Consider the following 20,197-nt stretch of genomic DNA (forward strand, 5'->3'; position numbering starts at 1 on the left):
TGTTAATTTTCTTTTTTCTCTCAGTCATCACGGATTCAGAAGTAATTTGAGGTGCCAATTGTTACATAATCTTTTTTATTTTTTGCGGAACTTCTTTCGTTTGCGAATTAACATCTTCCTTTCGCAGCTCTTTAAATAGCGAAGCAACCATAAGAACGACTACGATAGAAAATGGTAGTGCTGCGATTATAGCTGCAATTTGTAGTGCATTTAATCCTCCAGCTTGTAATAAAAGTGCTGCAATGATCGCGATTGTTAATCCCCATATAAGTTTTAAACTATTTTTCGGTGATAAGCTTCCGTTACTCGTTTGCATTGAAACAACAAATGTTGCCGAGTCGGCAGAAGTAACGAAAAATGTGGCTACTAAAATTAACCCGATAACCGTTAAAAATGTAGAGAATGGTAGGTGCGAAATAACAGCAAATAATCCAATCTCTGTACCATTTTTTGCGATTTCATCAGCTATCCCAAGCGATTGGAACATTTCCATATGGATAGCGGTACCGCCAAATACTGCAAACCAAAATGTACAGATAAGAGTTGGGACTAATACAACTCCAATAATAAATTCTTTTATTGTGCGCCCTTTAGAAATACGAGCAATGAATGTACCGACGAATGGAGACCAAGAGATCCACCATCCCCAATAGAAAATAGTCCAGTTTTCAATCCAAGAAGAAGATTTTTCACTAAATGCTCCTAAATTTAATCCCATACTAGGTAAAGCGCCGATATAAGAACCGAGTGTAGATGTGAAATATTTCATAATAAATACAGTTGGTCCTAAAATTAAAAAGGAGACGAGTAAAATACCTGCGAGAGAGAAATTCAAGTTACTCAAATATTTAATCCCACGATCTAAGCCAGTTTGCGCACTTGTTAAATATAAAACAGCGAAGATAGCTATAAGTACGAGCTGAGTAAGTAAAGTGTTATGAATAGAAGGGAATAAATAGCTTAATCCTCCGGCAATTTGTTGAGCACCAATCCCAACAGATGGCACAATGCCAAATACTGTGGCTAAAACAGCCAAAATATCGACTGTTTTTCCGATAGGAGAATTTTTCGATCGATTAAATAATGGAGTAACTGTAGCCCCAATTGTGCTACCTTTTTGTTTGCGGAATGTGAAATATGCAATTGTTAAAGCAACCATCGCGTATAGTGACCACGGAAAGAGTCCCCAGTGGAAAAATGAATATTGCATAGCGAGTTTGGCGCTTTCCTCTGTACCTGCTTTTCCTGTTAATGGATCTGTAAAATGTGAAATCGGTTCAGCGATTCCATAGAAGAGGAGTCCAATCCCCATTCCTGCTCCAAACAACATGGATAACCAAGATGAATAGCTGTATTTTGGTCTTTCTCCATCTTTACCAAGACGAATAGAACCGTATTTTGAAAAGGCTAAATAAGTAGCTAAAACAAGCATTGTGGTCATAAGTAGAGAGTAAAACCATCCAAATTTATTGAGGATAAATGAGTTTAAAGAAGATGTGATACTTTGTAAATCATGGCCTTGTATCCAGCTTGCTGGTATGACACCCCATATAATAAATAAGGTTGTAAGCAAGATGGAGATATAAAATACACTGTTCTCTTTTTTTATCATAGAATCCCACCTTTATTTAATAAAGTTAACAATTATATTAACCATAACAATTAAAGGGTGAAATGTCAAAAAATTCTCTTTTTAATATTTGTAAAAGGGAATTTTGATTGTTATAAGTTCATAATCAGCGGAGGTTAGATAAAGGAAAGGGTGTTCACGATATGTACAAATTATAGGAAGAAATAATATGAAATATTGCATTTTATATTGTTACATCCAGATTTTATGTTAAATTCTTGAATGGAATATTAAAATAGGGGGCAAGGATATGAACAAGAAATCAAAGATCAATAAAGTGATGCTTAGCATTAGTACAATGGCTTTATCGTTAGGGGCACTTCAAACTCATGCAGTAGCGGAAGAAAAAGTACCGTATAATGTGCTAAAAACGAAACCGGTTGGAATTGAAAAGCCAGTAGATGAAGTTGGGCATGTTTCAAAAGTTGATGAAACCTTATCATTTCAAGAACGTTTAAAAGTAGGCGATTTTTCACAGCGACCAGCATCTATTACGAAGAAAACGGCAGTAAAGCAAGTTAAAGAAAGCTATTCAATGGCTGATTTAAACAAAATGAATAATCAAGAATTAGTTGAAACATTAGGCAGTATTAAGTGGCACCAAATTACAGATTTATTCCAGTTTAATGAAGACACAAAGGCCTTTTATAAAGATAAAGGAAAAATGCAAGTCATTATAGATGAATTAGCTCATAGAGGTAGTACATTTACGAAAGATGATTCAAAAGGAATTCAAACGTTTACTGAAGTGTTGCGTTCCGCTTTTTATCTGGCATTTTATAATAACGAATTAAGTGAATTAAATGAAAGAAGCTTCCAGGATAAATGTTTACCTGCTTTAAAAGCAATCGCAAAAAATCCAAACTTTAAGCTTGGTACAGATGAACAAGATACAGTCGTATCTGCATACGGAAAATTAATTAGTAATGCATCAAGTGATGTTGAAACAGTTCAATACGCATCAAATATTTTAAAGCAATACAATGATAATTTTACTACTTATGTAAATGATCGAATGAAGGGACAAGCAATATACGATATTATGCAAGGGATTGACTATGATATACAGTCGTATTTAGTTGAGGCCCGTAAAGAAGCGAATGAAACGATGTGGTATGGAAAAGTAGATGGGTTTATTAATGAAATAAATCGTATTGCTCTTTTAAATGAAGTAACGTCAGAAAATAAATGGCTCGTTAATAATGGTATTTATTTTGCAAGCCGTTTAGGGAAATTTCATAGCAATCCGAATAAAGGATTAGAGGTTGTTACACAAGCAATGCATATGTACCCACACTTAAGTGAACCATATTTTGTTGCGATAGAACAAATTACAACAAATTATAATGGTAAAGATTATAGCGGGAATACAGTAGATTTAGAGAAAATACGTAAAGAAGGAAAAGAGCAGTACTTACCAAAAACGTATACATTCGATGATGGATCAATTGTGTTCAAAACAGGAGATAAAGTATCAGAAGAAAAAATTAAGAGATTATATTGGGCTGCGAAGGAAGTAAAGGCACAGTATCACCGTGTAATTGGAAATGACAAAGCATTAGAGCCAGGAAATGCGGATGATGTGTTAACAATCGTAATTTATAATAGTCCAGATGAATATCAGTTAAATAGACAATTGTATGGGTATGAAACAAACAACGGTGGAATTTATATCGAAGAAACAGGAACATTCTTTACATATGAGCGTACACCAGAGCAAAGTATTTATAGTTTAGAAGAGTTATTCCGTCATGAATTTACTCATTATCTGCAAGGGAGATATGAAGTTCCTGGTTTATTTGGAAGAGGAGATATGTATCAAAATGAAAGGTTAACTTGGTTCCAAGAAGGAAATGCAGAGTTTTTCGCAGGCTCTACTCGTACGAATAACGTTGTACCAAGAAAGAGTATAATTAGCGGATTATCATCTGATCCTGCAAGCCGTTATACTGCAGAGCGCACACTATTTGCTAAATACGGTTCTTGGGATTTCTATAATTACTCGTTCGCATTGCAGTCTTACTTATATACGCATCAGTTTGAAACATTTGATAAAATTCAAGATTTAATTCGTGCGAATGACGTGAAAAATTATGATGCATATCGTGAAAATCTAAGTAAAGATCCTAAGTTAAATAAAGAGTATCAAGAGTATATGCAGCAGTTAATTAATAATCAAGATACATACACTGTACCAGAAGTAGCTGATGATTATTTAGCTGAACATGCAACGAAGTCGTTAACAGCGGTGAAGAAAGAAATTAGTGATACGTTGCCTATGAAAGATACAAAAATGACAAAACATAATTCTCAATTCTTTAATACATTTACATTAGAAGGTACGTATACAGGTAGTGTCACAAAAGGTGAATCAGAAGATTGGAAAGCAATGAGTAAAAGAGTAAATGAATCTTTAGAACAATTGGCGCAAAAAGAATGGAGTGGCTACAAAACTGTTACAGCATACTTCGTCAATTATCGTGTGAATAGCTCAAATGAATTTGAATATGATGTAGTCTTCCATGGAATCGCAAAAGATGATGGAGAAAATAAAGCTCCGACGGTTAATGTAAACGGGCCTTATAATGGAGTTGTAAAAGAGGGAATTCAATTTAAAAGTGATGGCTCAAACGATGAAGAGGGAAAAATTGTTTCTTATTTATGGGAATTTGGAGATGGAAGCACAAGTGCAGAAGTGAATCCAGTACATGTATATGAAAGAGAAGGTTCTTATAAAGTATCGTTAAGAGTAAAAGATGATAAAGGAAAAGAGAGCAGAAGCGAAACAACTGTTACGATTAAAGATGGAAGTTTAACAGAATCAGAACCAAATAATCGTCCAGAGGAAGCAAATCGTATCGGGCTAAATAGTACGATAAAAGGTAATCTTATTGGCGGGGACCACACTGATGTTTATACATTTAATGTAGCATCAGCGAAAGATATCGACATTTCTGTTTTAAATGAGTATGGAGTTGGGATAACATGGGTACTTCACCATGAATCAGATATGCAAAATTATGCGGCTTACGGTCAAGCTAATGGGAATCATATAGAAGCAAAATTTAATGCAAAACCAGGTAAGTATTACTTGTATGTATATAAATATGATAATGGCGATGGAACATACGAATTGTCAGTAAAATAAGTGCTTTTCCAATGTATGTTTAACTTTACTTTTTGTGGAAAATAGTATATTATATAGATATAAAATATATCGGTTATTTTCTAGGAGGAGCCTGTCACAATAGGTTTCTCCTGTTCTTTTTTAGAGGCCTGTCTTACAGGCTTTTCTTTAAAGGGTAAATAACTGAAAATTTAGAACGATAATCTTTGAAAGAGGTGGGGCATACACATAACAAAAAAGGGATTGTTTAAGAGAGGGGGATAAGAAATGGCTTTGTTTGGTTATCCACTTGAAACAATTTATTTATATGGATTTATTATTGCTACTATACTCACTGTAATTTATATCTTTTTTGGAGATATATTTGAATCCATATTTAGTTTTGGAGGCGGATCTGTATCCGTTGTTACTTTATTACTTAGTTTTTTCGCCATGTTATGTGGACTTAGTTATATAGGAGAATATTTATTTTCCTTTAATAGTATTCTTATTTTTGGGGCTGCATTTGCTATATCTTTTATCGGTGTATTCATCATGAAAATACTAATTTTAAAACCGATTGCAGAAGCAGAACAAAACACGGTGCAACGTATGGATGAATTCATCGGTTGCAAAGGAGAGGTCATTACGACTATTCCTACAGAAGGGTTTGGTGAAGTATTAATTTCCTCCCAATTTGGAAACAATGCAATCCTAGCTAAAACAGTTGGAAAGAAAGATATTTCGCAAGGAACAGAGGTTATTATCGAGGGAGTCCAAGATGGTGTTTTACTTGTACAGAACATCGCTTATTCTTTAAAGAAACCAAAATTATAAGGGGGAATTTACATGACGATTCCATTAATTATCGGTGGAGTATTACTCGCAATTTTAATTCTACTCATTTTAGTATTCATTACAAAGTATCGAACAGTTGGACCAGATGAAGCATTAATTGTTACTGGAAACTGGCTTGGTGGCGGGAAAAATGTAGTTACCACTGATGATGGAAAGAAGATTAAGATTATTCGTGGTGGCGGTACTTTCGTAGTTCCGATTATGCAAAGAGCAGAGCCTTTAAGTCTATTAAACTACAAATTAGAAGTGGGAACACGTGATACGTATACGAAACAAGGTGTACCGATTACAGTAAATGGTGTTTCTATTATTAAAGTAGGATCTACCATTGAAGAAGTTTCTACAGCAGCTGAACAATATTTAGGAAAAGAAACAGAAGAGTTGAAAATAGAAGCAAAAGAAGTTTTAGAAGGTCATCTACGTGCTATTTTATCTTCTATGACAGTAGAAGATGCCTATAGTAATAGAGAGCAATTCGCTCAAAAGGTACATGAAGTAGCTTCTACAGATTTAAAGAAGATGGGACTTCGCATCGTTTCCTTTACAATTAAAGAAATCATGGATAAGAACGGTTACTTAGATGCACTTGGTCAGCCACAAATTGCGATGGTTAAGCGTGATGCAACAGTTGCAAATGCAGAGCGTGAAAAAGAGGCACGAATTGAAAAAGCTCGTGCTGAGAAAGAAGCAAAAGAAGCTGAGTATCAACGTGATGCACAAATCGCTGAAGCTGAAAAACATAAAGAGTTAAAAGTACAATCTTATAAGAGAGATCAAGAACAAGCTCGCGCAGATGCAGATCTTTCCTATGAATTACAACAAGCAAAAGCGCAACAAGGTGTTACAGAAGAGCAAATGCGCGTTAAAATCATTGAACGTGAAAAGCAAATTGAATTAGAAGAAAAAGAGATTGCGCGTCGTGAAAAGCAATATGATGCAGAAGTAAAGAAAAAGGCAGATGCAGATCGCTATGCTGTTGAACAATCAGCAGAAGCGGAAAAAGTAAAACAAATGAAAAAAGCAGATGCAGATCAATATAAAATTGAAGCGGAAGCAAGAGCACGTGCAGAAGAAGTTCGTGTAGAAGGTTTAGCGAAGGCGGAAATCGAAAAAGCGCAAGGTCAAGCAAAAGCAGAAGTACAAAAAGCACAAGGTACAGCGGAAGCAGATGTTATCAGATTAAAAGGTTTAGCAGAAGCGGAAGCGAAACAAAAAATTGCAGAGGCATTTGAGTTATATGGCCAAGCGGCGATTATGGATATGGTTCTTAACATGCTTCCAAGTTATGCGAAGGAAGTTGCAAGCCCACTTAGCAACATTGATAAAATTACAGTTGTCGATACAGGTGGCGGTGGTAAAAATAGCGGCGCCGGAAAAGTTGCAGGTTATGCGACTGATTTAATGGCAACGATGCAAGAAACATTAAAAGCTTCTTCTGGGATTGATTTAAAAGAGTTATTAGAAGGATTTGCTGGAAAAGGAGCAGTACAACAATTATCAAACGATAAATCTGTTGTATCTGTAGTAGAAGATGCGAAAAAAGAAGTAGAAAAAGATAAAGAATAGTAAAGCGGGAGGAACCTCTAGTAAGTGAGATACTAGAGGTTCTTCAGTGAATTATAATATTTCGAATAATATACATTTTTATATATTGTTTTAATTATTTAATTTATATAGAATGAAAAAGGTATGTATCAATTCTTTATGATGTAGAAAAAGATAGAGAGTCTCATCGATACATTTAAATTGTATTATTTTTATAGAAAGATTAAATGTTAATTAATTACATTTAAAACGGTATGGAGGGGTAGAAGTATGTTTCAAGGGAAATTAAGGAGTAGTAGTTTAAAAACAAAGTTACTTGTATCATTTATTATTATTTTAATTCTTCCAAGTATTGTAATTGGTTGGACGTCTTATCAACAGGCGAAGACGAATTTTAATGAAACGATTTTGAACTCGGCGAAAGATAATATAAAAATTTTGGATAATGTAATTAATAAAGAATTGGATAGTAAAAAAATAGATGCAACTTATTTTACAAAATTATTCACACAATCAAGTTACCAAGCAGATCAAATTCAAAACATACAAAATAAACTAGAAGAATACAATAAACTGCATCCAGAAATGGAAGCAATCTATACAGGATCTAGTAATGGACAGTTTATTCAATCACCAGCTATTCAGATGCCAGATGGATATAATCCTACAGAAAGAGATTGGTATAAAGAGGCAGTGAAGAAAAGCGGAGAAGTAATTGTAACTGCTCCATATAAGTCAAAAACGACAGGTAATATTGTTATTACACTAGCAAAACAAAATGAGGATAAAAGTGGCGTTCTTGGGATTGACTTAATCATTAATGATATTGTTACTACTTCCAAGATGGTTAATATCGGTAAGGAAGGGTATGTAGCAATATTTGATCAAGATAAAAATGTAGTAGCGCACCCGACACTGAAGCCAGGAGAGAAATTAGAAGAGAAACTTAGTAAAGAATTGTATAAACAGGAAGCTGGGGATGTTCATTATTCGTTAGATGGTGAAGATCGTAATATCACTTTTAAAACGAATAAGAAAACTGGATGGAAAATAGCAGGAATTATGCCTTCCAAAGAAATTATCGAAGCGGCTGAACCTATTTTCTATAAAACAATAACTGTTCTTGGATTTTCGCTACTAATCGGTGGGATTGTAATTTACTTCATTATTGCGTCTATTATTAAACCGTTAAAACAACTTGTTATATCATCGAAGAAGATTAGTGAAGGCGATTTAACAGAATCAATTACAGTTCATTCTAAAGATGAAATTGGACAGCTAGGAGAAAGCTTTAACGAGATGGCTACATCGTTACATAGTGTCATTTCCAATATAAACATTTCAGCAAGTCATGTAGCAGCATCTTCAGAAGAATTAACAGCTAGTATGAAGCAGACAAGCGAAGCAACGGAACAAATTACACAGGCGATAGAGCAAGTATCGAGTGGTGCAGAAATACAAACGAAAGAAGTTGAAGAAGGAGCAACATTGTTAGAAGAAGTTACAGAAGGAATTCAGCGTGTTGCAGATAGTTCTTCATTAGTATCTACAGCCTCTATGTATACGAAGAAAAAAGCTGAAAATGGTGGGACGTTAGTTGAAAAAACTGTGAATCAAATGCAATTAATTCATGATTCTGTTTCACAGTCAGACAAAATCATTGGTTTGTTAGACGATAAGTCGAAACAAATTGGAGCAATTCTTGAAGTGATTCAACATATTGCAGAACAGACAAATTTATTAGCGTTAAATGCGGCAATTGAGGCTGCGAGAGCTGGAGAGCAAGGAAGAGGATTTGCAATTGTAGCAGATGAAGTGCGAAAGCTAGCAGAACAATCAGGAAAGTCTTCTACGGAAATTGGAAAACTAGTGAAAGAGATTCAATTTGATATAAAAGAAACAGTAAGCTCTATGAATCAAGTTGGAACAGAAGTACAATCAGGACTTGTAGTTGCAAATGAAACGAAGCAAAGCTTTGCCGAAATATTGAAGTCTACAAATGATACAGTTGTACAAATTGATAGCATGGTAGATGTAGCAAAACAAATGACGGTAGATGCAAAGCAAGTAAGTGCATCTATTAATGAAATTGCAGCTACGATTGAAGAAAATGCGGCAAGCGTTCAAAATATTGCTGGTTCCTCTGAGGAACAATTAGCTTCAGTAGATGAAATAAATGCAGCAGCAGTTCATTTATCACAAATGGCAGAAGAATTACAAGAGATGATTGGTAAGTTTAAAATATAATAATAAACTGTTAAGAAACGAAGTAGTGCTTATGCTTCGTTTCTTTTTTTATGAAGATAAAAAAGAAAGAAATATATAGTAAGCGTGTTATGATAATAAAAAACTGTATTTTCTTTAAATTCTATCTTTAATTATGTTAGGGGAATGGTTTTGACATTGAAAAAATTAAAACTACAACCGAGAATTACATTAACTATTAGTACACTTATTCTTGTTGTACTTTTGCTAACAAGTTATTTATTTTTTTACATATTATCTGAAACAGTAGAAGAGCAAATTGGTAAAAGGGCCTTGCATGTTGCGAAAACAGTTGCTGCGATACCAGAAATTCAGGAAGCTTTTCAAAAAGAAAATCCAGCTTCTATTATTCAGCCAATCGCAGAAAAAATTCGAATTGATACAGAAGCTGACTTTATTGTAGTTGGAAACAAAGAGGGGATTCGTTATGCGCATCCTGAGCGAGATAAAATAGGAGAAAAAATGGTTGGCGGAGATAATAAAGGCGTTTTATTAGAAGGGAAATCTTATGTTTCGAAAGCTAATGGATCGTTAGGCCCTTCATTGCGTGGGAAAGTCCCAATCCGTAACCAGGAAAATGAAATTATCGGTGTGGTGTCTGTTGGGTTTTCAATGGCTGATATTCATGGAGCAGTAGAAGTGTATGGAAAGCGTGTATTTTGGATTACAGTAATAGGTCTTTTAATTGGGGTAATCGGCTCTATATATTTAGCGGGAAGTATAAAAAGAATGATGTTCGGGATGGAGCCAGAAGAAATTTCATCTTTATATGAAGAGCATAGTACAGTGATTCAATCTGTACGTGAAGGGATTATTGTAATCGATAAAAATGGCATGATTAGTTTAGTCAATCAAGCAGCTTATGATATTCTTTCGCTAAATAAACAACAAAATATTATTGGGGAATTTATTTTAAATGTAATTCCTAATTCAACGATACTAGATGTATTTCAAACTGGTGAAGAACAGTTTGACCGCCAATTAAATATAAAAGGACAGGCTGTTATTGCGAACCGTCTACCTATTAAAGTAAAGAATAAAGTAACTGGCGTTGTATCGAGCTTACGTTTGAAATCTGAAATGGATCAGTTAACAGCAGAATTGTCCCAGACGAAGCAATATACAGAGGCATTGCGGGCGCAAACGCATGAATATAATAATTTATTGTATACGCTTTCGGGTCTTATCCAATTAGAATCATATGAAGATGCTTTAGAGCTTATTCATAAGGAAACAGCGGTATATCAAGATTTTGTTCAATTTATTATGAAGCGGATTCAAAATCCATGGCTAGGTGGAATTTTAATTGGATTTTATAATAGAGCACGAGAGTTGAAGATTGATTTTATGCTAGATAGAGAAAGTGGTTTAGACAAATTAAGTCCACATATTGAGAGTAATTATGTCGTTTCTATTTTAGGGAATTTAATTACGAATGCATTTGAAGCAATTGAAAAAAATGAAGAGAATGATAGGAAAGTAAGGATGTTTGTAACTGATATTGGAGAAGAAATATTAATTGAAGTGGAAGATTCAGGGCAAGGGATTCATGATGAAATAATTACTAGCATATTCTATAAAGGCTTTTCGACGAAAGAAGGAGGAGAGCGAGGATATGGATTAGCAAAAGTGAAAGAGTTAGTAGAAGATTTAAATGGAAGTATTGCAATTGAAAAAGGGGATTTAGGTGGTGCGTTATTTATTATTGCACTACCGAAAGAGAGAGGCGAATAGTAATGGGTGAGGAGATTGAAGTATTAATTGTAGAAGATGATATTCGGATTGCTGACATTCATCGTCGTTTTACTGAAAAAATTGAGGGATTTAAAGTAATTGGAACGGCAACGACTGGAGAACAAGCGAAAGAATGGCTAGAGCTTGTGAAGCCACAGCTCGTGTTATTAGATGTGTACTTACCTGATATGCAGGGAACGGAACTTGTCACATATATTAGGAATCATTTGCACGATACAGATATCATTATGATTACAGCGGCATCGGAAACAGATGTAGTGAGGCACGCCCTGCGGGGCGGAGTAACAGATTATATCGTAAAGCCACTAATGTTTGATCGATTTAAAGCAAGTCTAGAAGGCTATCAAAAAAAGATTATACAGTTAAAGAAGAACAATCAATTATCTACGGAACAAATTGAATGTTTATGGTCTCAAAGAGGTGTGAAGGGAGATCAAATAGAATATGCCCCGAAAGGGATAGATCCTTATACTTTAGCGAAAGTAAAAAAGCATATGTTAACAGTTAATGAAGAAGGGATTACAGCAGAAATGTTAAGCTCAATGATTGGAGTAAGCCGATCAACGGCAAGGCGCTATTTAGAGTATTTGATATCTGGGAAGAAAGTCCACGCAGAGCTAATATATGGAAGTGTTGGGAGACCGGAGAGACGTTATTTTCTTGCTTCTTCATAATAAAAAACAGTAGAGGATTTTATTTCTTCTACTGTTTTTTTGCATCTTATATTGGAATAATCCCAATTACAATTCCGGTAATTAACATAACCATTGTCGTTCCAACGGCCCACAATAAAGTGAAGCGTTGATGTTCACCGAAATCAACTTTGGCCATTCCGACCAATAAATAAGTGGAAGCGACAAGAGGACTTAATAAGTGAACGGGTTGCCCAAGTAAGGAAGCGCGTCCCATTTCAGCTGCACTAATTCCGTAAGTAGCAGCAGCTTTCGTCAAAATAGGTAATACCCCGAAGTAAAATGCATCATTAGACATGAAAAATGTGAATGGCATACTAAGAAGAGCTGTAATAATTGGCAATTGTGGTCCAAGTACATCTGGTATAAGAGTTACTACACTGTTAGCCATCGCATCTACCATTTTTGTTCCGGATAAAATACCAGTGAAAATACCGGCAGCAAATACGAGAGAAACAACTGCTAATACATTCCCTGCATGAGAAGCAATACGTTCTTTCTGTTGTTCTAAGTTTGGATAGTTAATCATAACAGCAATAGCAAAAGCGACTGTAAATAAAACAGGTAACGGCATAACTTCTAGTATGAGACAGACAAGTAATGTAGCGGTTAATAAAAAGTTAATCCATAGAAGTTTAGGACGTTTATGTACTGCGGCTTCGACAGTTGCAGCTTGCTCATCCATTGTTTGCATTTGTTTTAAATACTGTACATCCATAATTCCTAAACGTTTTCTTTCTTTTTTTCCAAGATAGTAGGCAACGAAAACAACCCAAATTGCACCAGTAATCATTCCTGGAATAAGAGGTGTAAATAATTCGGAAGCATCAAGCCCAAGTGCGCTCATAACACGAGCTGTGGGTCCACCCCAAGGTGTAAGATTTGTTACTCCCGCTCCTAACATAACAACTCCAGCTAATATGAGTGGATTCATTCCAAGGCGCTTATATAGTGGATACATTGCAGAAACTGTAATCATGTATGTTGTTGTACCATCACCATCTAAAGAAACGATAATAGTCAATATAGCCGTTCCGACAACGATTTTTAAAGGATCTCCTTTTACAAATTTTAAAATCTTACTAATGACAGGATCAAATAAACCGCTATCAATCATAATCCCAAAATATAAAATAGCGAACATAAGCATAATACCAGTAGGTGCTAATTTTTGAATCCCCTCTAACATCATAGGCCCCATATTGGCATAGAATCCGCCAATTAATGCAAAAACACTCGGAATTAATATTAATGCTACTAGCGCTGACATACGTTTCGTCATAATTAAAAACATAAAGACAAATACCATCGCAAATCCAAGTAGTGCTAACATGTAATTTCCCCCTCAAAAGAATGATTGCGCTTTCAAAATGGAATAAAAATTCAGAAAAAGGTTTTTTATTTATAATAAAAGCATCCATTCAAATGGTAAATAATTTGAAAAATAACATCATTAGAAGCATAATTTTTATTTTGTTCATTTTGTTCACGGTAGTTAATTTGAATTTTTAAAAAGTAAGCTACTCCTCGTAAGAATGGTAGAATAAGATGAAAATAGTGAAGTGTGGAATAGGGAGTAGATGTTATATGAAAACGAGAATTGAAGAGATTTATAGCTCTTATGAAGGAAAAGTAGAGGAGATTTTTATTAATGAATCTTCTTACGTATATGAATGGGAAAAATTACTGATGATCCGAAAAAATGACGGTGAGCTTAAAAAAATTACAGTCGGGATTAGTGGAAATATAAGATTGGTAAATGTAGAAGTTGGACAGGAAATTAGTGCCGATACATTATTAGTTAAGTTAGAAGATGATTTGTTAATTACAGGCTGCGAGTGATGAGAGATGTGTAGAAATAACTACACATCTTTTTTTGTTTCCTATATTACAAAAAGCACATTGTTTTTTCACAAATCTCACACAACCTTTTGGTATTCTTTTCGTGAAGTATACGGTTTCTAGGGAGGAATATTGATGAAAGTAAAATATGTTGTACTTGCTATATGTTTATGTTTCATATTTACAGTAGTCGGGTGTGGGAAAAAGGAAACAGCAGCTGTTGCCATTGATGAGAAACATGATAAATGTGATATTTGTCAAATTGGGGTAACAGATAATCAATTTGCAACAGAAATTATTTTAGAAAATGGAAAAGCGTTAAAGTTTGATGATATCGGTTGTATGTATAAATGGATGGAGATCAACTCAGATGAAAAGACGAAAGAGAAATTTGTTCGAGATTATGATTCGAAAGATTGGATTTCGTTAGAAGACGCTACTTACGTATATGATAAAACAATAACGACACCGATGGCTTATAATGTCATTTCATTTAAAAATAAAAAAGATGCAGAGAGCTTTGTATCTAACTATAAGGGGAAAGTTCTTTCGTATAAAGAGCTAGCAGAGCATAAATGGGAAATGAATAAAGAGATGATGGGGAAACCGAAAGCAGGAAATCATGGTGGACATCATTAATAATAGAAAAAGACAACTATATAGTTGTCTTTTTCTATTATTACTCAGGTGCAAATATAGAAAAGGTGTAAAATTTTTAGAAGAACGGTTACAATGGAATATAGTAACCTAAAGCAATCATTTATCCCGCATTAACGGGCAGTAAGATCCCCACCTCAAAATTTAGTGAAAGCAAAGAATTTAGGTGGAGATCAACTGCCCGTAAAAGCCCGATTGGTGTGGGCTAATAATTAGTGGTGGATGAACAAAACCCCCACTAATTAAAGTTTCACTTTATGTACTTTTTAGAAATGTATACAAATGCGGTAAAAACGTGCTAAACTAATTGCTTCATAATGTTAATGATGGGGCCATCAGGCGTATCATTTCAATAGGTTGAGAAACATAGTATAAGCTTAAGATAATCTGATTAAAGAAGGAATCTAAAGGGCTTATGGATAAATGTACTCAAGAAGAGTTATTGTATGTGATGGAGGAATGGTTAAGAAAACATTATCTTTCATAGGAGCTGTAGTTGTGAGAAAACAAAAAATTTTATTATGTATTTTATTAGGACTTTTAATGACGGTAGTGGCTTGCGATAAGCAAGAAGAACCAGAATCGAAACCGGTTCATGTGAAAAATGAAAAGAAAAAAGAGAAGCATAAAGAACAGGAAGAATCTAAAGAAGAGAAAAGTATAAATTTAATGGACAAACAGTTGTTACTTTCAGCTACTCTTGGAGACACAGAGACAGCTATGAAGTTGATTCAGGATGGAGCGAATATAAACGTAGAAGGTGACAACGGAGAAACGCCTGTCCTTGCAGCGACGTACCAAAATCATGTAGAGACAGTTAAAGCATTAATTGGTGCAGGTGCTAATATTGAAATTAAAGATGAGAAAAAAAGTAATCCACTTCTTTATGCAAGTAGAGAAGGATATACGGATATTGTAAAAGTATTAATTAATGCAGGAGTTAATACGAAAGAAACGACTAAGTCAGGTGGAACAGCACTTATTTCTGCATCTGAGCGTGGCCATGTAGAGGTTGTTAAAGAATTATTAGAGCATACAGATATTGATGTGAATTATAAAAATGAACGTGGTGGAACAGCGCTATTAGAAGCAATTGTATTAGGAAATGGTAGTGAAAACCATAAGAAAGTAATTCAATTGCTTATTGATCACGGTGCAGATGTAAATATGGCTAACAAGGAACATCTGACGCCACTGCAATACGCTGAAAAAAGAGGTTTTAAAGATATTGTAAATATGTTGAGGGTAGCTGGAGCAAATGAAGTAGTACAGCCACAACAACCAGTAGAGTAAAAAACGAAAAATAATCCCATTTAGATAGACAGAATGAAGAAATCAGTTAGTATGATGGATTCAGTAATGTGTATTTGAATGGGATTTTTGTTTTGAACATGAAAAATAGATTATGAATGGATGGTATATGGAGTAGATAAGGAGGATAAAAATGAGGCTCTCAGAACTTGATTTAATAGTAATTCAGGTAGAGGTTTTGTTTGTTCATAATCAAGTCGGAAAAATGAAATATGTAAATGAACAAGGAAATCCGAAAGCACCACGTTTTTTTCTTGGCAGAACTCGTGAAGGGAGTATAACGAGATATCATTGTAATGTGGATGATGAAACGGTAAGTAAGATTGAGAAGTTAATTCAAGAACCTTCAAAGCATATAGAGATAGCAAAGATTATTAATGTATTAAATGAAGAAAGAACAGTGAAAAATATTTGGATGGGTCCTGCTTTCATGTTTCATAGTAATTTACATAAGCCGACTAGAACAATACAAATAACTGAGAAGAATAGAGAGCTTTTGCGAGAAAATTTTCCTAATCTAATAGAACAGATGGAATGGAGGAAACCTTATTTTGCAATTGTAAAAAATGAAAAGGTAGTTTCTGTTTGTTGCAGTGCCAGAAGTACGCCCGTAGCTGCTGAGGCAAGTATGGAAACTTTAGCGGAGTTTCAAGGGAACGGATATGGTACTGATGTTGTTACAGCCTGGGCGATATCATTACAAGAAGAAAAACGCATTCCACTTTATAGTACTTCTTGGGATAATTATGCTTCACAAGCAGTTGCGAGAAAACTAAAACTAATTAACTATGGAATGAATTTACATATTGATTGAATTTTAAATATTGTTTCGTTCTATTTGTTTATATTTTAATATCTAGATTAATGTAAATAGTGATATGGTGAATATTAACATTCGGTTAACACCTAATTAACAATCTATCAAAACTGACTTAATAAATGCGTAATATAGTAAAGGTAACAAAATAACTAGGGTAGAGAACATTTCAGAACACCCACTTACATATAATGTGCCACTTTCTTAGGTGTGCTCTATTCTCTAGAGTTCAAATAAGGAGAAAGGCGTTCTATGTAAGTAGGTGTTTTTAGTTTGGATAAAAATAGAACAGTTAGGTGGAATGAATGTTTAAAGAATCTTATATTGCGATGATAAAGGATTGGAAAGGATACAAAGCATACAAAAAATTGCCGAAAACAGTTTTTCTTATGACTGGTTCAATGCTGGAATTACCAGAGCGTGTATATGAATTGCAGAAACATGGACATGATGTATTTCTTCATTGTGATTTTATACAAGGCTTAAATACGAATACAGAGGAAGCACTTTTGTATATTGAAGATGTTATCGGGGCACAAGGTATTATTTCAACAAAGGGTTCGACAATTCGAAATGCTAATAAAATTGGATTGAAAACAATTCAACGTATTTTTATTGTAGATACTTTATCCCTTACTAAATCAATTGAAAATTGTAAAACGACTAAACCAAATGCAGTAGAGATTATGCCGGGGATTATGCCTTCTATAATTAAACAGCTAGCAGAGGAAATAGAGTTTCCTATTATTGCAGGCGGGCTGATTCAAACGCGAGAAGATGCGGAAATTGCAATTCGTGCAGGAGCAAGTGCGATTTCAACAAGTCATTATGAAGTATGGATACATGAAGAAAAAAGGAGTGCAACCTTGTGATTGAATTGAAAAATGTTTCAAAGGTATATAAAAATGCAGAAGAGACAGCGGTTAAAGGCGTATCGGTTCATATTAAGAAGGGCGAATTTTTTGTTTTAGTTGGACCTTCGGGATGCGGGAAAAGCACATTATTACGAATGATCGCTGGCTTAGAAGAGATTTCTTCGGGAGATTTAATTATTAATGAACGTGTTGCAAATGATCTAGAGCCGAAAGACCGTAATCTATCAATGGTATTTCAAAATTATGCATTATATCCACACTTATCTGTAGAAGAAAATATTTTATTTGGACTTAAGGTAAGAAAAGTACAAAAAGAAGAGCGACAAAAGCGATTAATGGAAGCTATTGAAATGGTAGGACTGAAAGAGTATGTGAAAATGAAACCAGGCCAATTATCAGGCGGACAAAGACAGCGTGTTGCGCTTGCTAGGGCGATCGTGAGTCAAGCACCAATCTGTTTAATGGATGAACCACTTTCGAATTTAGATGCGAAATTACGTGCGCAAATGAGAATTGAAATTAGAGAAATTCAGCAGCGATTAGGAATTACGATGATTTACGTTACCCACGATCAAATAGAAGCGATGACTATGGGAGATCGTATCATGGTTTTAAATAAAGGAAGTATACAGCAAGTTGGAACACCACTTGACATATATAACGAACCAGCAAACGAATTTGTTGCAAGCTTTATAGGTTCTCCTTCTATGAATATAAATGATGGAGAAGTGGATAAAGAAAAAGGTGTATTACATATAGGGAAATTGCAAATTCCATTATCTATTAGACAGTTAAAGCAATTACCAGAAGGAACAATTCGCATAGGCATGCGCCCTGAGCATATTGCACTGTCTGAGGAGGGACAAGAAGTGACGTTGCAATCTGTAGAAGTATTAGGGAATGAATCTATATTGAACTTTGCGGTAAATGGAACAACTTGGAGTGCGAAAGTTATCGGACAGTTACTCCTGAACAAAGGTGACAAAGTAAAATTATTATTCTCGCAAGAAAAGTTATGCTTCTTTAACGAAAACACGAATGAACGCTTAAAAGTGGTAGCTGAAGAAGAGTTGAAAGTGGTGGCGAAATAATGATCGAAGTAAGTAAGTTACCAGTTCAAACAAAGGTGTCAAAAAAGAAAAAATTATGGGAGAGAACGAAAGATTTAAGAATAGGATTATTGTTTTTGGCGCCATCTATTTTGCTATTTTCGATTTTTCTGTTCTATCCATTGTTTAGGACGATTTATTATAGTTTTTATTTAACCGATATACATGGAGAAGCTAATCTCTTCGTTGGCTTAGAAAATTATCAATATTTATTCTCTGATCCAGCCTTCTACAAAAGTATAAAATCAACTTTATTATTTGTTTTATATACAGTGCCTACGAGTATTATATTTGCTTTGTTTCTTGCATTGATTGCAAATGGAAAGGTAAGAGGTATTGGGTTATTCCGAGTTCTGTTTTCTTCGACGATGGGAATATCAGTAGCTGCTAGTGCAGTGATTTGGCTATTTTTATTTCATCCAAGTGTAGGATTATTTAATAATATATTAGCCGCTATGAATCTTCCTGCAATCGCATGGTTAACGAGTCCGGACTGGGCACTATTCTCTGTATCAGTTACAACAGTTTGGGTGAATACAGGGTTTGCATTTTTAGTTATATTAGGTGGTTTACAAAATATCGATACGTCTTTATATGAGAGTGCATCTATAGATGGTGCTAGTTATTTATATAAGCTTCGCCGTGTTACATTACCGATGCTATCGCCAACTTTATTCTTTATTGTAACCGTAACGTTAATTAGTGCGTTCCAAAGTTTTGGACAAATTGATATTTTAACGCACGGTGGACCGAATGATGCAACGAATTTGATTGTGTACTCGATTTACAAAGAGGCGTTTGTGAATCATCAATTTGGAACAGCAAGTGCACAAGCGATGGTATTATTTGTTTTCATTTTCGTTGCTACATTACTTCAATTTAAGTTTGCTGAGAGAAAGGTGCATTATAAATGATTGTTAAACAGTGGAAACAAAATTTCCTATTATACATGCTGCTCATTATTAGTGCAGTAATGGTATTTTTTCCTGTACTGTATGCATTTTTAATAAGTTTTATGACACCAGACGATATTCAAATGAGAAGGTTATTTCCGACCCAGTTTACTTTTGATAATTTCATTAATATTTTTCAAAAAGTACCACTTTTTACATACTTATATAACAGTTTAATTGTATCGACAGTCGTTATGATTGGACAACTTATCGTATCAAGTTTAGCAGCTTATGCTTTTGTTTTTCTTCAGTTTAAAGGGAGAAACTTAATTTTCTTCCTGTTTATTTCAACGATGCTGATTCCGTGGGAAGCAACGATGGTGCCTAACTTTTTAACGATTCAAAACTTTGGCTGGATCAATAGTTTCGCCGGGATGACAGTGCCGTTTTTTGCAACAGCTTTCGGTATTTTCTTGTTACGTCAACATTTTATGACACTTCCGAATGAACTAAAAGAAGCTGCGTTTATTGAAGGGATTGGAAATGTAAGGTTTTTATTCAGCGTTGTAATTCCGTATTGTAAAACGAGTTTTATTACGCTTGGAGTATATAGCTTTTTAACAACATGGAATATGTATTTATGGCCACTTTTAGTGACCACTGATGAAAAAGTAAGAACAGTGCAAATCGGTGTGAAGCAGCTTCAGTCTCAAGAAGTTGCAACTGATTGGGGAAGCGTAATGGCCGGTGTTACGGTTATCGTTATTCCAACATTGATTTTACTATTTTTAGGGCAAAAGCAATTACAACAAGGATTAACAAAAGGTGCAATTAAATAATTA

At 34.6% G+C, this 20,197-nt stretch carries 16 protein-coding genes; 14 read left to right on the plus strand and 2 right to left on the minus strand.

What is annotated here, in order from left to right; all coding sequences use genetic code 11:
- Window positions 1-61 precede the first annotated feature (61 nt).
- Complete coding sequence (gene opuD / locus CN409_RS24155) at window positions 62-1,612, minus strand: glycine betaine transporter OpuD (RefSeq protein WP_000591601.1); 1,551 nt, start codon at window positions 1,610-1,612, stop codon at window positions 62-64.
- A gap of 268 nt (window positions 1,613-1,880) precedes the next feature.
- On the opposite strand from opuD, the gene colA reads away from it, so the two are divergent.
- From colA to CN409_RS24185, 6 genes are all read left to right on the plus strand, one after another.
- Window positions 1,881-4,778 (plus strand): collagenase ColA, encoded by a 2,898-nt coding sequence (gene colA, locus CN409_RS24160; protein WP_097981467.1) that lies wholly within the window; start codon window positions 1,881-1,883, stop codon window positions 4,776-4,778.
- A 246-nt stretch (window positions 4,779-5,024) separates the two neighbouring features.
- Window positions 5,025-5,573 (plus strand): NfeD family protein, encoded by a 549-nt coding sequence (locus tag CN409_RS24165; protein WP_001173143.1) that lies wholly within the window; start codon window positions 5,025-5,027, stop codon window positions 5,571-5,573.
- Window positions 5,574-5,585: 12 nt separating this feature from the next.
- Window positions 5,586-7,160 carry a flotillin family protein gene (locus CN409_RS24170; RefSeq protein ID WP_000154997.1) on the plus strand — a complete coding sequence of 525 codons (1,575 nt, stop codon included), beginning with the start codon at window positions 5,586-5,588 and terminating at the stop codon, window positions 7,158-7,160.
- Window positions 7,161-7,409: 249 nt separating this feature from the next.
- A complete protein-coding gene (locus CN409_RS24175) occupies window positions 7,410-9,386 on the plus strand; it encodes a methyl-accepting chemotaxis protein (RefSeq protein WP_000486198.1) in 1,977 nt (658 codons plus the stop codon).
- A gap of 144 nt (window positions 9,387-9,530) precedes the next feature.
- Window positions 9,531-11,138: an ATP-binding protein gene (locus CN409_RS24180; RefSeq protein ID WP_033669149.1), complete on the plus strand. Its 1,608-nt coding sequence runs from the start codon at window positions 9,531-9,533 to the stop codon at window positions 11,136-11,138.
- A gap of 2 nt (window positions 11,139-11,140) precedes the next feature.
- Entirely contained in the window at window positions 11,141-11,833 is a 693-nt protein-coding gene (locus CN409_RS24185) for a response regulator (protein WP_086390889.1), read from the plus strand.
- A gap of 46 nt (window positions 11,834-11,879) precedes the next feature.
- On the opposite strand, the gene CN409_RS24190 is transcribed toward CN409_RS24185, so the two are convergent.
- The gene (locus CN409_RS24190; protein ID WP_000880470.1) at window positions 11,880-13,184 is read right to left on the minus strand and encodes a CitMHS family transporter; all 1,305 of its coding nucleotides are present in this window, start codon (window positions 13,182-13,184) and stop codon (window positions 11,880-11,882) included.
- Between the two features lie 254 nt (window positions 13,185-13,438).
- On the opposite strand from CN409_RS24190, the gene CN409_RS24195 reads away from it, so the two are divergent.
- The 8 genes from CN409_RS24195 (at window position 13,439) to CN409_RS24230 (ending at window position 20,194) form a co-directional block, all read left to right on the plus strand.
- Window positions 13,439-13,693 carry a hypothetical protein gene (locus CN409_RS24195; protein ID WP_000857378.1) on the plus strand — a complete coding sequence of 85 codons (255 nt, stop codon included), beginning with the start codon at window positions 13,439-13,441 and terminating at the stop codon, window positions 13,691-13,693.
- Window positions 13,694-13,828: 135 nt separating this feature from the next.
- On the plus strand, window positions 13,829-14,332 hold the full coding sequence (locus CN409_RS24200; RefSeq protein ID WP_000865661.1) for a nitrous oxide reductase accessory protein NosL: 504 nt from the start codon (window positions 13,829-13,831) through the stop codon (window positions 14,330-14,332).
- Between the two features lie 441 nt (window positions 14,333-14,773).
- Window positions 14,774-15,643, plus strand: coding sequence for an ankyrin repeat domain-containing protein (locus tag CN409_RS24205; protein WP_000287334.1), 870 nt, complete (start codon window positions 14,774-14,776; stop codon window positions 15,641-15,643).
- A gap of 151 nt (window positions 15,644-15,794) precedes the next feature.
- Window positions 15,795-16,475: a GNAT family N-acetyltransferase gene (locus CN409_RS24210; protein WP_097981465.1), complete on the plus strand. Its 681-nt coding sequence runs from the start codon at window positions 15,795-15,797 to the stop codon at window positions 16,473-16,475.
- Between the two features lie 308 nt (window positions 16,476-16,783).
- On the plus strand, window positions 16,784-17,350 hold the full coding sequence (locus CN409_RS24215) for a glycerol-3-phosphate responsive antiterminator (RefSeq protein WP_000472047.1): 567 nt from the start codon (window positions 16,784-16,786) through the stop codon (window positions 17,348-17,350).
- Window positions 17,347-18,444, plus strand: coding sequence for an ABC transporter ATP-binding protein (locus tag CN409_RS24220; RefSeq protein ID WP_000571384.1), 1,098 nt, complete (start codon window positions 17,347-17,349; stop codon window positions 18,442-18,444). The genes CN409_RS24215 and CN409_RS24220 overlap by 4 nt, the downstream gene beginning before the upstream one ends.
- The gene (locus CN409_RS24225; RefSeq protein WP_097981464.1) at window positions 18,444-19,376 is read left to right on the plus strand and encodes a carbohydrate ABC transporter permease; all 933 of its coding nucleotides are present in this window, start codon (window positions 18,444-18,446) and stop codon (window positions 19,374-19,376) included. The genes CN409_RS24220 and CN409_RS24225 overlap by 1 nt, the downstream gene beginning before the upstream one ends.
- Window positions 19,373-20,194, plus strand: a complete 822-nt coding sequence (locus CN409_RS24230; RefSeq protein WP_000635948.1) for a carbohydrate ABC transporter permease — start codon at window positions 19,373-19,375, stop codon at window positions 20,192-20,194. Before CN409_RS24225 ends, CN409_RS24230 begins: the two co-directional genes overlap by 4 nt.
- The last annotated feature ends 3 nt before the right edge of the window (window positions 20,195-20,197 follow it).

This window comes from Bacillus sp. AFS012607 (genome assembly GCF_002558005.1).
Classification (GTDB): Bacteria; Bacillota; Bacilli; order Bacillales; family Bacillaceae_G; genus Bacillus_A; species Bacillus_A thuringiensis_S.